The sequence below is a fragment of the Acidipropionibacterium jensenii DSM 20535 genome, assembly GCF_000425285.1.
GTDB lineage: Bacteria > Actinomycetota > Actinomycetes > Propionibacteriales > Propionibacteriaceae > Acidipropionibacterium > Acidipropionibacterium jensenii.
Map to the genome: position 1 here is coordinate 1 of NZ_AUDD01000038.1, position 14,373 is coordinate 14,373.

12 protein-coding genes are annotated in these 14,373 nt (G+C 61.2%); 3 read left to right on the top strand and 9 right to left on the bottom strand.

Going from position 1 to position 14,373, the window contains the following annotated elements:
• Positions 1 to 49: 49 nt before the first annotated feature.
• The gene (locus H590_RS16805) at positions 50 to 1,165 is read left to right on the top strand and encodes an IS630 family transposase (protein WP_051238629.1); all 1,116 of its coding nucleotides are present in this window, start codon (positions 50 to 52) and stop codon (positions 1,163 to 1,165) included.
• Between the two features lie 283 nt (positions 1,166 to 1,448).
• Here H590_RS16805 and H590_RS0113045 read toward each other — a convergent pair whose 3' ends face one another.
• The 9 genes from H590_RS0113045 to H590_RS16820 form a co-directional block, all read right to left on the bottom strand.
• Positions 1,449 to 2,768: a lipopolysaccharide biosynthesis protein gene (locus H590_RS0113045; RefSeq protein WP_028703866.1), complete on the bottom strand. Its 1,320-nt coding sequence runs from the start codon at positions 2,766 to 2,768 to the stop codon at positions 1,449 to 1,451.
• 20 nt (positions 2,769 to 2,788) lie between these two features.
• A complete protein-coding gene (locus tag H590_RS18105; RefSeq protein ID WP_161626032.1) occupies positions 2,789 to 3,535 on the bottom strand; it encodes a nitroreductase family protein in 747 nt (248 codons plus the stop codon).
• A 261-nt stretch (positions 3,536 to 3,796) separates the two neighbouring features.
• On the bottom strand, positions 3,797 to 4,957 hold the full coding sequence (locus H590_RS0113055; RefSeq protein WP_028703868.1) for a glycosyltransferase family 4 protein: 1,161 nt from the start codon (positions 4,955 to 4,957) through the stop codon (positions 3,797 to 3,799).
• Positions 4,954 to 6,501 (bottom strand): DUF6418 domain-containing protein, encoded by a 1,548-nt coding sequence (locus H590_RS16810; protein ID WP_036982549.1) that lies wholly within the window; start codon positions 6,499 to 6,501, stop codon positions 4,954 to 4,956. The genes H590_RS0113055 and H590_RS16810 overlap by 4 nt, the downstream gene beginning before the upstream one ends.
• Position 6,502: 1 nt before the next feature.
• Complete coding sequence (locus tag H590_RS0113065; protein WP_028703870.1) at positions 6,503 to 7,627, bottom strand: polysaccharide pyruvyl transferase family protein; 1,125 nt, start codon at positions 7,625 to 7,627, stop codon at positions 6,503 to 6,505.
• An 11-nt stretch (positions 7,628 to 7,638) separates the two neighbouring features.
• Complete coding sequence (locus tag H590_RS0113070) at positions 7,639 to 8,850, bottom strand: glycosyltransferase family 4 protein (protein WP_126412664.1); 1,212 nt, start codon at positions 8,848 to 8,850, stop codon at positions 7,639 to 7,641.
• Positions 8,847 to 9,947 carry a glycosyltransferase gene (locus H590_RS18110; RefSeq protein ID WP_084149536.1) on the bottom strand — a complete coding sequence of 367 codons (1,101 nt, stop codon included), beginning with the start codon at positions 9,945 to 9,947 and terminating at the stop codon, positions 8,847 to 8,849. Before H590_RS18110 ends, H590_RS0113070 begins: the two co-directional genes overlap by 4 nt.
• A 127-nt stretch (positions 9,948 to 10,074) precedes the next feature.
• Positions 10,075 to 11,160: a nucleotidyltransferase family protein gene (locus tag H590_RS19480; protein ID WP_414973654.1), complete on the bottom strand. Its 1,086-nt coding sequence runs from the start codon at positions 11,158 to 11,160 to the stop codon at positions 10,075 to 10,077.
• Between the two features lie 290 nt (positions 11,161 to 11,450).
• Positions 11,451 to 13,055, bottom strand: a complete 1,605-nt coding sequence (locus tag H590_RS16820; protein WP_051238631.1) for a tyrosine-protein kinase domain-containing protein — start codon at positions 13,053 to 13,055, stop codon at positions 11,451 to 11,453.
• 406 nt (positions 13,056 to 13,461) lie between these two features.
• On the opposite strand from H590_RS16820, the gene H590_RS17560 reads away from it, so the two are divergent.
• Together H590_RS17560 and H590_RS18515 are read left to right on the top strand one after the other, a co-directional pair.
• Positions 13,462 to 14,061 carry a helix-turn-helix domain-containing protein gene (locus H590_RS17560; protein WP_126412666.1) on the top strand — a complete coding sequence of 200 codons (600 nt, stop codon included), beginning with the start codon at positions 13,462 to 13,464 and terminating at the stop codon, positions 14,059 to 14,061.
• 89 nt (positions 14,062 to 14,150) lie between these two features.
• On the top strand, positions 14,151 to 14,315 hold the full coding sequence (locus H590_RS18515; RefSeq protein ID WP_154655335.1) for a hypothetical protein: 165 nt from the start codon (positions 14,151 to 14,153) through the stop codon (positions 14,313 to 14,315).
• The last annotated feature ends 58 nt before the right edge of the window (positions 14,316 to 14,373 follow it).

Consider the following 14,373-nt stretch of genomic DNA (forward strand, 5'->3'; position numbering starts at 1 on the left):
CTAGTGTCCTGAGTCGGAAGTTTCTGGTCAGGATTGGTAGACTCTTCTCATGGCGAGTCCCAGGACTGAACCCGTGTACTTGACCGACGAGGAACGTGCCGTGCTGGAGGGCTGGACACGCGGGCGAACCCTGGCGGACTGGCGGGCGCGGCGAGCCCGGATCATTCTGGAACTCGACGGTGGGGCCACGATCGGGCGGGCGGCCGAGCTGGTGGGTTGCTCACGGACCACAGTCGGTAAGTGGCGGTCCCGCTTCGCCGCCGACCGGCTCGATGGCCTGGAGGACGCGCCCCGATCCGGGCGGCCGCGTGCTGTCACCGACGAGGCTGTCCAGGCCCTGGTCGATCGAACCCTGCACTCCAAACCGGCCAACGGGGACCGGGCCTGGTCCACCCGCAGCGCCGCGCAGGCCTCCGGGATGAGCCAGTCCATGGTCTCTCGGGTGTGGCGGGCCTTCGGACTGAAACCCCAGGCGATCGACTCATGGAAACTCTCGACCGATCCCGAGTTCGTCGACAAGGTCCGAGACGTGGTCGGCCTGTACATGGACCCGCCGGCTGACGCCCTGGTGCTGGCGGTCGATGAGAAAACCCAGATCCAGGCCCTGAACCGGACCGCCCCGATCCTCCCCGTCCTGCCGACCAGCCCGGCCAAGGCCTCCCACGACTATGTGCGTCATGGCACCACGAGCCTGTTCGCCGCCCTGGACATCGCCTCGGGTTCGGTGATCGCAGAGCACCACGCCCGGCACACCGCTGCCCAGTTCATCGGTCTCCTGACCACCATCGACAAGGCCGTGCCCCAGGACTTGGACCTGCACCTGGTCCTGGACAACTACGCCACTCACAAGACCCAGAAGGTCCACACGTGGCTGCTGCGTCACCCCCGGTTCCATCTGCACTTCACCCCGACCTACTCGTCGTGGTTGAACCTGGTCGAGCGCTGGTTCGCCGAGTTGACCTGCCGGAAACTCCACGGTTCGGCACACCGGTCAGTCACCGAACTGAAAGCCGATATCCAAGCCTGGATCAACCAGTGGAACGCCGATCCCAAACCCTTCATCTGGACCAAGACCGCCGACCAAATCCTCTCCACCCTCGCGGCCTACTGCACCATCCTCAACCACACCAACGACCAACCAGAAACTTCCGACTCAGGACACTAGTAGGTTACGATCGTGCACCCTCACGCGCCTCAGAAAGGGCTCTTCTCGGAGTCCCACATGCCAACGTATCTAAAGGCCCGGAAAGACGCACTATTCGACGTCGGCGGTGAGTCCCGAGAAACCGTCTCAGTCCACAGTTCTGTCCACCCGCCGGCGACAGCGTGACACGACGCTGACCGGTGATGGAGACAACTCATGTGACCAAGAAATACCCCTCGGCCCAAGGTACTTTCTTGATGCACTTGGTGCTTATAGACCATCCGCACCAACTCGCTACTGCAGTTCAGGACTGAACGCCATGAGTGTGTTCCGATTCTCCCTTGGTCGATTCGAAACGCGCCCCATGACGCTCAACCCCGTTTGAACTGCGTCCCACCACCCACACAAGAAGTCCGAAGAGCACCTCGTACAACGCGTAGCACATCACCACTCCCAGCACCAGAGACCCCATGGTCGCCTCCCAGGCGAACATGAGTCCGATACACCCGAGAGCGACCAGCATTCCCGGACGGCTCACCTTGCGCGTGAGGCCCCGCGGAATGACGACGTGCCGAAGGATCGGGCGGGAGAACGACCGCGCAGCCACGGCCACCGCGTAGCCCACCATCACAGATCGCACAGCGGCGACCGGCCTCCCGAACAGAATCACGCTCAGCCAAGGTCCGAGCCACACGAGCACGATCCCGAGCGCCGTGCCCACCAGCAGCTGACACCCCAAGGACATCCGCAGTCGTCTCTTCAAGCCGGCGTCTGAGCCACCCAGCACCCACTTCTGCATTGAGTCGCCCACGAGATCGACGAACGGGTAGGAGTAGCGGTAGAGCTTGTCAGCAGATGCCAATCGCGCAACGCTCGCCGTCGATGAGAAGAGGCTGGCCACAGGCAGGATCGACATTCCGGTGAGTGCCAGTCCGAGCTCGACCATTCCGGGATCCACGGCCCACACGAAGGACTCTCTCAGCTCCGCCCGTCCCACGGTCGGAGGTAGTACCTGTCCGAACGTGTGCAGGTGGAAGAGCAGCGGTCCAATCGCACTGCCGATCACTTGGAAGACTCCGAACCACACCGCGTCCTTGGTGAGCGCGACCATTCCACCCGACAGAAGCGTCAGAGCTGTACGAGGGATTGCGTAGTAGCGCAGTGACACGCCCGGGGAGCCGGTGCCCACCGCGTACCAGCCAACGGTGTAGCTCAGAGACATTGCTCCGAGGCACGCCGCCACCGCGGTGGCTCTGTCCTCGGAGCACAGGAACACCACCAGCGGCACAAGCACGATCGAGGACACCAGGAACAGGATCGACTTCTGCCAGAAGGAGATGGCGTAGACACGGTGCTCAGTGCCCTCGCGGGCTGCCTGGATCACGCGTGGAGGTCCCGCCGTGGTCCAGCCGGCGGCAACGATCAGCGATCCGATCGAACCGACCGCCTGCCCCACGCCCAGACTGGCCCAGCCAGCGGGACCTCCGACTCGCGCGACGATCGGCATGACAAGCAGGGGGGAGAAGATCGACAGAGCGGGAACGCCCGCGAATCCGATGAGATTCTTGATCAACCGCCAAGCCGGCACCTTCTCTTGGGAGTCCTTGGCATCTCCGGTCGACATTTACGACTCCCGACGTGGGGCTAGTTCTCGAAAGTGCACAGTTCATCCAGCGTACGGCGAGGTGACCGCGTTACTCTGTGACCTGCGCGACCGTGACCGATGCCCACGACCACGATGACATCGTGGCTGTCCGACAGGCCCGTCACAGATCGAAGAGCTCTCGTCTCCCGATTTCGCTTCGACCAGTTGAGAAGACAGCTGTCCAAGCCCTGCGCTTGGAGTCCCCAGACCAGGTTCATCGCGAAGATTCCCCCCTCGATCCACTCCTGGAAGCGTTCTCCCTCGCCTGTGAACAAGGACCTCTCGACACTGATCACCGCTACCACTGGGATCCCGTCACCAAACCCGCTCGCACCCCGCTGCAGACGCAGAATCGCCTTCTTGGACTCCGTGGAGTCGAAGAAAGAGACGTGCCACGGTTTTCGATTGCACACTGACGGCGACATCCCAGCGAGTTCCACCGCCTTCTTCAGGGCGGTCCGATCTACCGGGCGTGAAGCATCGAAGTCGCGCACCGAGTGTCGGCGCTCGAACAGCTCCATCAACCGTGCAGCGTCATCAGCACCGTCAGGAGCCGGCTGGGGCAGTGGAGCCACTGTCGAGTCGATGGCTCCGGTGGAGTTGTGGTTGTCCAGAGCCGCGAGAGCCGACCTCCCGTCGGCGACTGATGCCGGCGGGTCAGGAAACTCGGCTGCCAGGGCAAGCAGCTTGACGAGTCTCTCCTTCACCTTAATCCCATATGGCCGCCGGGGAGTGGGAAGAGCCATTCCCTTCTCAATCTGGTGATACGCACGGATGATCTGACCGTCCAGTTGCGCTTTGCGGGACGCATAGCCATCTGACCGAGACAGCTGCAGATCCCTCCGAGAGGACGCTGCGTAGGCGGTCGCGTCCAGGAGATGCTCCCGATAGATACGAACGACATCCACAGGACGACTCAACCGAGACGCCATCAAGCGCTTGACTAGTGCCACCATCCCCGTCATCAACCTTTCCACAACGACTTCAGCATGTCAGGACAGTCCCCTTCACGCCGTAGCGAAGACCTTCTCCAACCGATTCACATAACGATCCGGCGCGTTCTCCCTGGCCATCCTCGCCGCTGACTCATCGACGATCGCGTGATACTCGTCGACCGTCAGCCGAGCCACGCGTATCAGCGTCGCCGCCAGAGCGTCGGGCCCACCCATGACGTCAACAAGGCACCGGCTGTCACCGATCATCTCCGGAATGCCCCCTCTGTCGGCACCAACTACCAGCGTGCGCTGCGCTTGAGCTTCGAGAACGGTCGTCGGATAGTTCTCGAGCCAGATCGAAGGCACCACCAAACAGAACGCCTCACGGTACAGCCTGGTGACCTCGCTTCTGCCGACCTGTCCGAGGTAGGAGACTGAGCTACCCATATTTGCGAGCAAGCTCCGGAACTCCGTCTCAAACCCCTGTTCCACGGATCCAGCGAGCACCAGCCGGGCATCGTCCAAGGACGCTGCCACGTCGCTCCATGCCTCCAGCAGCAGCCGCACTCCCTTCCGTGGAGAGATGAGTCCCACATACAGGAACTGCTGCGAGCGCCGCGGAGTGAACTCAGAGATGGCGCCGACATAAGGGTTGTGGATCACAGTGGCCTTCAGGTCGCACGCTCCCAGCCGATCAGCCAGATCCTGAGACGGTGCCACGTAGCGGATTCCTGCCTCGATCCGATCGGCCAACATCTGGCCAAACGATGCTCTCTTGAGCAAGCTCCTGGCGCCCAGCCGGCAGCGCCGCCAGCAGGACTGAGTCTTGAAACCAGAGCATGCGGCTTCATCGTCGTCGACCGCTGTCCCCTTCGGGCAGATGAAGGAGTAGTCATGCACAGTCTGCACAACGTGGAATGGTGAGATGGCCGACAGCAAGGATCGTCCAAGGAGATTCACATTGTGGATATGGATGACATCGGGCTGGCGACTCTCCAAGAGAGATCCCAGGCGACCTACTACCGAAGAGTCCGCGACGAATCGCTGACGAGCCTCGCTCAAGGGGGACACCCCCAGGCCGAGACCAGTGAACTCGCCAGCCGGCCCGGGTTCGGTCTCCACGCACACCAACTCGCACTCGTGCCCTGCACGCGTCAGCAACTGGCATTCGAGTCGAGCATGGAGTTCTGCCCCGCCATACTCAAAGAGATCGTTGAGGATCAAGACTTTCACGCGTTCTCGCCAACTTCAGAGTCGTGCGACGATAGGATGGCATCCCCAGTACTGCCGTGACCTGGCGATCCAAGCTTGTCGGGTTCCGATTCCCGCTCGGTGCCCGCCTGCCGAAGCGCTGCGATGACCAATCCAACAAGAGAAACGTACATCAGCCGACTCGAGATGTAGAGTGCACCACCCATGGTGAATGCAAGGTAAAGCGAGTACAAGACACCGTAGCCGCACGCCGCAAGTAGCATGGAACCACGCAGGATCGAATGCGCAACCACCAGCGCAATAAGCCCAAACAACAAACCGCCGAGGAAGCACACGCCCACTGTCGCCAAACCCGATCCGAAAATATAGATCAGGATCGCCGGATACCCGGAGTTCAACGTGTATCCAGCTTGGTTTGCCCCGCTTGGAGAGAGAGCGTCCATCAGCACGTAGATTCCCGACTGCGTGGAGGGAGCCCTCCCAGCGAGAACCTGCAGTTCGCTGCTCAACTGGCTGAACACAGGAGCATCACCGAACTTGGCGAATGTTGCCCAGAAAACCTCTCCCTGAAGGGCGAACGCGCGATACATGAACCGTGAGAGCGTCGACCCAGCGACCTCCGAGTAGATTGTCACCTGCCGGAACGACAGCAACTTGAACAGGGCAAAGGCGCCCACCATCACGGCGCCAACGCCCCACCATTTCGAGAGTCTCCTTCTCGTACCGTCGCGTCGAGCTCTCAGCCTGTCGCTCTGCACCAGCATTGCCGGCAAGAAGAACGAGAATGCGTGCTGTACATACCCGGTGAATTCCACTCCCGTGAGGTAGAGTGTCACCAATCCCATGAGGAACACGAGGTAGGAGATTTTCCGCAGACCTGAACCCGGCTTATTCCGAACTGCCACTATCCCTGCCATTACTGCAAAGACAGGCGCCCCCACGCTGAGTTCCAGTGCAAAGGGAAGAGATGCCGTCTGGTAGAAAGTGGCTCGCACATCGCCAGCTCCGGTCAACGCATTCGGGCTGATTACTGCATCCACAAATGCATACAGCGCAGCAGTGAAGGCCACTGCCAGGGGGAACTTCCCACTGCCTGCTAACAAACTGCTCTTGGGGGCAGGACTGTCGACCGGATTCCCTCCATCGAGCTCTGTCGACGACCCACCGTCCAATCTTTGCTGCAGAGTCGTGGGCCCGACAGTGCCGTGATCAGGCTGCGGGGCTCCTTCCAAAGCCGGCCCACTGCTGGGAGGCAAAGAGGCTCCCGCTGTTCGATCCCCCGCCAGATGCCTGTTCCCATGGTGCGACCCCAACCAGACGACAAGGAGCGTACCGGCGAGAAAGCTGCTGAATGCCCAGCTGAGTGCCCACGAAGCCCCGATGCTCTGAGCGACCGACCACGTGGATACGAGCAACAGCCCAGGATGGGACTCGATGTAAATCACCGACAGCAGCTGCCACCAGAAGGCAAACACCAGCAGCAGCGCTGCGTAGAATCCCACGCGCGCCACCTTCCACAGGACTACCGAGAGAACCAGGACCGGCAGCACGGCAGCAGCGATCATCTCAGTTGCCCGCCTGTCCCGAGGACAGAGCCTCATCCAGCGTCTGCAATCCCTCAGAACGCAGCTCCGCCACCCTGTCTCCCATGGCCGAAAGGTACGCCTCGGATACCTGCGGAGAGTAGTTCGCGCTTCCGTGCAGCCGATCACCGCATCCCACAAGCTCGAGGAAGTCCACCAATCGAACGCCGTGTGGCGGCTCGGTGACCACTGAGACCGGGACTCCGAAGTTCATCGAGAAACACGTCCCGTGGAAAGAATCGGTGATCACGTGAGATGCACCCCTCACGGCACCGAGGAACTGCGGCACTGTGGGGAGACGGAGATCTCCCGGGTGCTTGAGCGGTGATCGCCAGTATGAAACCAAGTTGACCACTGTCAGACCAAGATCTGAGGCCAGCCGGTCAGCCAACCGGCGTACAGCCTTCGACCCATGAAGGCAGTAGATCAGCAGATACGGGCCATCTACGTCAAGCGGCTCGGCAAGGTCGTCCCAAGTGGACCGTTGAGTCAGAAGAGTCGGATCGGGCACCACGGTTGAGGTGATGTTTATCGACTTGAGCAACTGTTGTGCGCTGCTCTCCCTGACCGATATCCATCGGAAGGACCGGAGGTGCTTCCTGAAGTAGTCAGTATCCTCCGAAGTGAACCTGCTTCTTCCGATCGACGCCGAGAGAGCGATCTTGGGAGCCGAGGAGGGAAGGTACGAGAGTACATAGGGATCGGTCCCACCAACGTTCAGCCGCCGGTTCCACACCTGGTCTGACCCCACCACGTAAAGGTCCTGCCCAGGAAGCGCCGACATATCATCCACTGACGTGCATGCCGAGGAAACGCAGAGGTTGGCGTCGACGAACTGGCCGAACCGCTCCAGCGAGCGCTCAACGTAGTCGCGTTGCGTGACGCGGTACACGGCCCGTCCCAACGGTGTTCCACCGAGCCTGGTGTGGATGCCCTCGCGCCGCGCACCCGGCACCTGGTCTGGGCGCCAGTAGTCCAGGACTGTCGGCTGGAAGCCATTCCTCTTCAGCAGCTGCTGAGTGGCGTACGCCTGCAACACCGATCCATAGTTCGGGACCCGGTGCAACGTGATGAGCCCTGCCGTGGGACTCGTCCTGTCGTCAGTCACTGGCTTCACTCTCATTCCGCATCGCCCACGCCCTGAGGAATCCCCAGGGCTGCCCCGAGCGCCTCGTGCAGGCTCCGCAGAGTCGCCTCTGGGCGCCGGTGCCGTGACACCCAAGCTCTCGCGGCGTCCGAAAGCTTGGCACGCATCTCACCATTCCGGTGCAACTGAAGCATCACCCGGCTCATCGAGCCAACCGAGAACGGATCCGTCCTGGCGACAGTCTCATCCGGCAGCTCCGCCAGCGCTGCAGCACTGCTCGTCATCACCGGACACCCGACGAGCATGGCCTCGACCGCTGGAATTCCAAATCCTTCATAGAGACTCGGAAAGCAGAAGAATTCAGCTTCTCCATAGAGCCTCCATTTTGTTGAGACATCCACATACCCCATCACATGAACTCTATCCCTGAGGCCCGCGTTGGTGATCAATTCCTCTGCCCTGGATCCGGTGTACTCACGGAATCCATAGAGAACAAGATCGGGGAAGTCGTCACAGTCAGTCACGCAGTCCTTGTAGGCCGCGAGAAGTCGCGCCAAGTTCTTGCGTTCCTCAAGGGATCCAACGCCCAGAACGAACGGGCTGTTCCAAGGTACGTCACCGGTGGGATAGCTATCGAGTTCTGGCCCCTTGACTGGCGGTGGCACGACACTGATGACCGCCTTAGGCACGTGGAGGCGGCGCTGGATGTTGCGACTCGAGTCCTCAGAGACGGTGATGACGCCCGCAGCACTGGCAGCGACCCTCGGAACAACGCACCTCCGATAGAGCTTCCCGAACTGCTTGTACCGAGTTTCCGGGTCGTTCCACCGCCCATCAAGGTAGATCGTGTCATGGACAGTCACAATCTGGGGCACTGGCGAATGCAGCACAGCCGTGTTGTAGGGACTCCACAACAGATCTGGATGCCGCCGAAGTGCCCAGCGCCGCAGCGTCACCTGTTCCCAAGCAGGAAACGGCAGTCTTGGAAACCTCTGAACGCTTACTCCGAGCTCAGTCAGCCGCGATGCATCCCGGTACCCATCCCCGGCAGGCAGCAGTAGGACCAATCTCGGAGAGCTGACGCTCGCCGCCAGTAGCTCCAAGTACTCCAGAAGGACATTCCCCATTCCGGTCCTGTGATCGTCAAGGAAGTACCCATCCACGGCAACGGTCCGGGAGATCAATGTCGTCCCTATCCCTGGGCAGTCCATTTCAGGGCCCGCACCTCCTGTGGACGCACTCACCGGGGCACCTTCTTCCAGCCGGGCTGCCTGCCATTCCTCAGCCTCTGGACGGCTCGCCAGAGCCCTGCAGGCGGAATCGTCTGCAATGCCACACCTGTCGCCAGCATGCTGACCACGCGTGGCCGCGACACACCCTTCATGTACATGCCCATGCACGAGATCACCGAACCCAACGCGATACCGACAGATAACGGGGGTTTCGACAGTGCCACGCCGCACACCGAGGCCCAGAACGCTCCTACCCCAACCGTCATACGCAGGGGCTTGTGCAGGATGTATGCCCGCCCTTCCGGGGTCCGGACGAGGCCGAACAGGTGCGGCATGACCTCCGAGTAGAACCCAGAAGCAATTCTGATCCTCCGCTCCAGCTGCTCCCGGATCGGTTCAGGACGCTCGGTGGTACTGATTTGCGGGTCCACCACGACGCGGTGTCCACGAGCCAGAAATGACCTGGCAAGCCAGAAGTCATCGAGCTGTGTTCTGGGAGGTACCGGCTCGAACAGCCGACGACGCATAGCCAGGAACTCTCCAACCACTGCAAGGGATGGGTGGGACGCATGACCCGGGCCCACGAGCTGCTCATACTTCCAGTAGCCTTCTTCTCTTCCCTTGAGCTCAGATTTTCTTCCAGACACCAAGTCTGCATGCTCCAGAGCGCTGTGAAGAAGCTCTGGCCAGTTGTCTGGGTGGACAATGCAATTAGCATCCGTGAGCACTACGATATCCGCATCAGACCGCTCAACTGCATGGTCGATGGCTGCCGGTTTTCCGGCGGGGCGAAGATGATAGATCTGATCCGCGGCGATCGAGGCCTGTGCGGTCTTGTCGTCGGACGCTGCGATTGTGACCGAGCAGGGCCCTGGCCAGTGTTCCAGTTGCCGCTTCAGAGACTGAATCGACTCACCTATCACGCCATGCTCGAGATAGGCCGGAATGATCACTTCCAGTGACAGATTCGACTCGCTGCTCTCCGTGGGAGCAGAACGGGGAGGCACCGAGGTGCGCTTCACGAGCAGAGGAGCAGCAAGAACGGAGAGAAAGACGATGGCCCCGCCACACGCGACTCTGGCCGCGGAACGGTTGAGCTGGTGCGTCATCTTGTCCTCCGTTTAGCACGTCTTGACTCGACGATCGTTGCGTTCTTGCCTACTATCTGCACACGAGTCGCCCTTCCGTGCCTCGCGATACAGGTCATACTCAACCGCCGTCAGTAGTTAATGGTCCTTAGTTGTGTGCCCTCAGGAGCACGTGCAGTGCCTCTGGAAGCTCTTTCACCCCTCTGACGAGCCGCCGCGCGCGAGCCACGAGGATCTCTGACCGCGACATGCCCGCTCTACTCACGTCGGGCGTGCTCTCCGTCAGGATCACATCAGCATCCGAAGGCCAGAGCGCATTCATCACGACCCCTGGCTTCGATCGCCACGACACGTGCTCGAGCTCGTACAAGATAGCGAGTGTAGAGCTTCCCTCCTTGCACTGCACTCCCACATCCCAACGCCGCTGCTCCGCGGGCGTCCATTGAGCAGGGAGCTCGACGCCTTCCTCCATCAGCACGGGTCGAAGTGGATCGCAAGCTCGCAAGGCCACCAAGTGGCTCACAAGACACGCTCGATCATCTGTTGACCATTTACCCACCAGACTCACAACGTGAACCAACTCGGCCCGGCGAACGGCTGACTCGCGGTCCTTCACACAGTGGAGCATCTGAATCACCGCAGCGTCAACCTTGGAAGGGATGCGAGCCCGCACCCCTGAGAACGTTGTCGCCTGACAGTTCTCCCAGATCTGATTGAATGCTTCCTCGCGATCGATCCCGATCCCCGGAAACCACCAATGAACGTCGATATCAATGGGCCACTCCGGATGATAGTAGGAGAACGAATGCCATGGAATGACTCGCGCTTGGCGTTCGCCACGGTCAAATCGCTTGATCCACCCCAACGATGTCAACGCCGCAGTGAATGCCCCATAGTGGACTGGATCAATCCATATGTCTGCGTCCGCTGACGCCCTCGGGGGCCTCAGTCCGTAGTGCTCCAGCACGGGTCCCTTGATGGAAAATGCCCGGATCCCAAGGCTGGCAGCGATTCCATGCGCAAGCCCATGCGCCATGAGTCCCCACTCATGGTTGGTCAAAGTCTCACCCACAGGCAAGTCGTCAGCGTCAATGGCAGAACTTGTGCATGCGCTTTCTCGACTCACCACCTGACCTGAAGAGACCCGAAGGAGACGAGCCTCGACCAACGCGTCCACCCAGCCCCTGATCGTGCTCTTGACCATGGTTGGATCGTCAATGGCAAACCGATCCATCACCTTGTTCTCGAGGTCCTGGACCGAGCATCCACCTGACTGTTCCACCGCGGACCACAGAAACTGCGATGATCCCGCCAGTGTCGTGACATGCCCGATGGCTGCGGGTTCAGTGTGTGACGCGGCGCGGGGGACCGGATGTGCAGGAGTGAGGAACAACAGATCCCGATGCGCTATCGACGCCACCGGTTCAACAGCACAGATCCTGGTGGATCCAGGCACCGCTCGCCTCCCATTACAACGTCGTCCAGTGACCTGCTGCTCAGTGAGCGCTTCGCCGTGCACGAGGGCTAACCCTTGAGCCGACGGGGGACTCGAGCACTTCCGCTACCAACAGGCTCGGAGCGAGGGTCCGTCACGATGGGCATCTCGGTGGTTACGACATTCGCTTCCTGCTCGACATCACCGTCCGACTGTGCCGTGCCCAACGGACCGCCGGCAACCGGCGCTGATGGCGTATGAGTACGAGCCTCCCGGTGAGCGGAGGTGTGGTGCTTTCTGTGTTTCGCACCGTTCTCATCGCGGTAGTACTCACCGGTGTAGCGGTACCCGTAGTAGATCTTGCCGGACCCCTTGGTGGGAACCCGGTTCAGGATGATGCCAAGCACTTTGCCTTTGACAGCGGCAAGAGCACCCATGGCGAGCCCGAGCATCTCGCGTGTGGTGCTTCCCGTGCGCACCACGACGAGGGTTCCGTCCGTCCTGGTGCTGAGAATGGCAGCATCGGTGACTGCCAACAGCGGGGGAGCGTCGACAATCACCATGCTGCGCCGGCTCAGGATCTTGATGAGGTCTCTCAACTTCGCCGATCCAAGGATCTCGCTGGGATTCGGGGGGATGGCACCTGAGGCGAGCACATGGAGGGTGGTCGTGCCGCTGATCGACTGGACCACATCGTCATACGAGGCCCGCCCAGCCAGCACATCTGACAGTCCGACATCGCCTACGATTCCGAACAGGTCGGCAATTCGCGGTCGACGAAGGTCACCGTCGATCAGGATGACATCCTGGCCTGTCGCCGACAGCGCGACCGCCAGATTCGCCGCAGTGAAGGACTTGCCGTCTCCGGGCGCAGGACTGGTCACCACGATGGATCTGGGCGGATCATCGACGCTCATGTACTGGAGGTTCGTCCGAAGGGATCGGAACGCCTCTGCCAGAATCGTGAGTTCTTCGTCGTTGGAGCCGTCCACAGGCAGTAGCCTCGGGTTCTTGGCGATCGAGGCTTCGACGGGAAGTGCACCGACGACTGCTTGGCCCGTGACCCGCTGCACGTCCGTCGTCGAACGGATCCGCTGATCACTTCGGTCGCGAATCAACGCATACGCCGCGCCCACAATCAGGCCCACCGCCGCACCCACCAACAGATTGACGTTCCAACTGGGCGAGGATGGCGATCCGGGAAGCCTTGCCGAATCGCCTGCAATAACCTTGACTGACGCCTTCCCGCCACCCGAAGTCTCCACTTGCGCGACCTGCCGAACCAGGCCCTGCAACCACGCCTGTGCAAGGTCCCTCGCCGCGTATGGCGTGGGTGCTTTGGCACTGACCTGAAGGATTGTGGTGTTGACCGGATTCGTCACAGTCACACGCCCAACCAGAGCCTCCGGACTGTCGTGGAGCTTCAGTTTGCCGATCGCGTACTCCGCAACCGTTCGCCATGACCCCATGTCGACATATGACTTGACCTTGCTCTGCGCCAAGGAGCTTCCAGCTAGAGACATGCCCGTGTCACTGCTGTCACTTGTGGCCGTGACGATGCCACTGGTCGTCGCGGTGTACTCCTTCGGCTGCAGGACAGTGACGCCAGCAGCGATCGCCAAGCCCAGTAAGAAGATGCCAAGCACCCCTGCCCAGTGGGCACGAAGCACCCTCGCATAGTCTCGCATGGTCATACAGGAAGCTCCCGCTCTTTCAACTAGAGGCGTCTACGTGCCATCTGCCGCGACAGATTAGCAGAGCAGCGTGACATGATGCTTACGATGTCAACTTCAGGTCAACAGTCGGCCGAGCCAACCCAGCCCAACAATGCCGCCACTCGCACCGCGACACTGGGACGCACCCGACTACGCAGTGTCACATCTGCTGTTGAGCGGAGCCTCTCTGCACCTATGATCCCCGGTCACTACGGAGACTTGCATCTGCTCATCGTCGCCGACGGATGGCTTGCTCCAGTCGGCGCCTCCAGTCTTGAGCCCGACCTCCTTCCAGGCGACTGCCTGGTCGTCCTTGGAACCGACACTGCTCCGGTGCGTCTCTCGCCCGGGGGGGTCCTCCGCAGGTGAGGTGCTCAGTGTCTCCGTGCCACAACTGGCACTTGAGCCGCCGGCCCCCATCGTGACAGGCGCGCTGATCCGAGCATCCAACGTTCCGATGACACGGCCGATCCTGGCATTCGCTCGAGGCATCCTTGATATGGACCTCGATGACTCCAGCAGCCTTTCGATCTACTACCTCGAGCGGCTGCTCCAGGAGATGGTCATCGGCATCCTCGTCGACCACGCCAGATCGCGAGTCCTCCCTCAGTCCCCGAGCGCTTTCGCGGCCGCCCAAGCGGTGATCGGATCCCAGTGCTCAGATCCCAGCCTCAGGCCATCCGTTGTTGCCGAACAGGTTGGACTGTCCCTGCGACAGATCCAACGGAGCTTCTCCGCCCATGGCACCACCATCGAGCGGGAGATCCGCAGGGAACGGGTGGAGCAGGCGATCGCACTGCTCCGCTCTCCCGACTATGCCGCGCTGAGCGTGACCGAGATCGCACGCTATGTCGGGTTCTCCAACGGTTCGGGCCTGGCCCGAGCCATGAGCGCCCTCGGGAACCCCTCGCCCCGGCAGGTACGAACGCTGTCCACATCAAACGATACCAAGAACGTCACTTCCCATCCCCGAGTCGTCACGTAGCGCCTGGATCGCACGTACACGCGGGTATCTGGACAAAAGTCACGGATGCCGGCGCACCAGCCCGGTACGTCAGACTTTAGGAGTCTTCTATGACTGATCCGAAAGACGCGCTCACTCACGACCTGAAGCGCCGCAGCGTCCTCAAGGCCGCCGCATGGACGGCCCCCGTCGTGGCCGCAGCTTCCGTGGTCCCGATGGCAGCAGCTAGCCTCGGCGTTTCATCGGTGAGTGCCGGAGGTGTGGTCGCCGGGTAGGCGAAAGTGCTCCTGACTTGGCAGGATAGGGCTTGTATAGAGTCCGAATCCGTCAAGG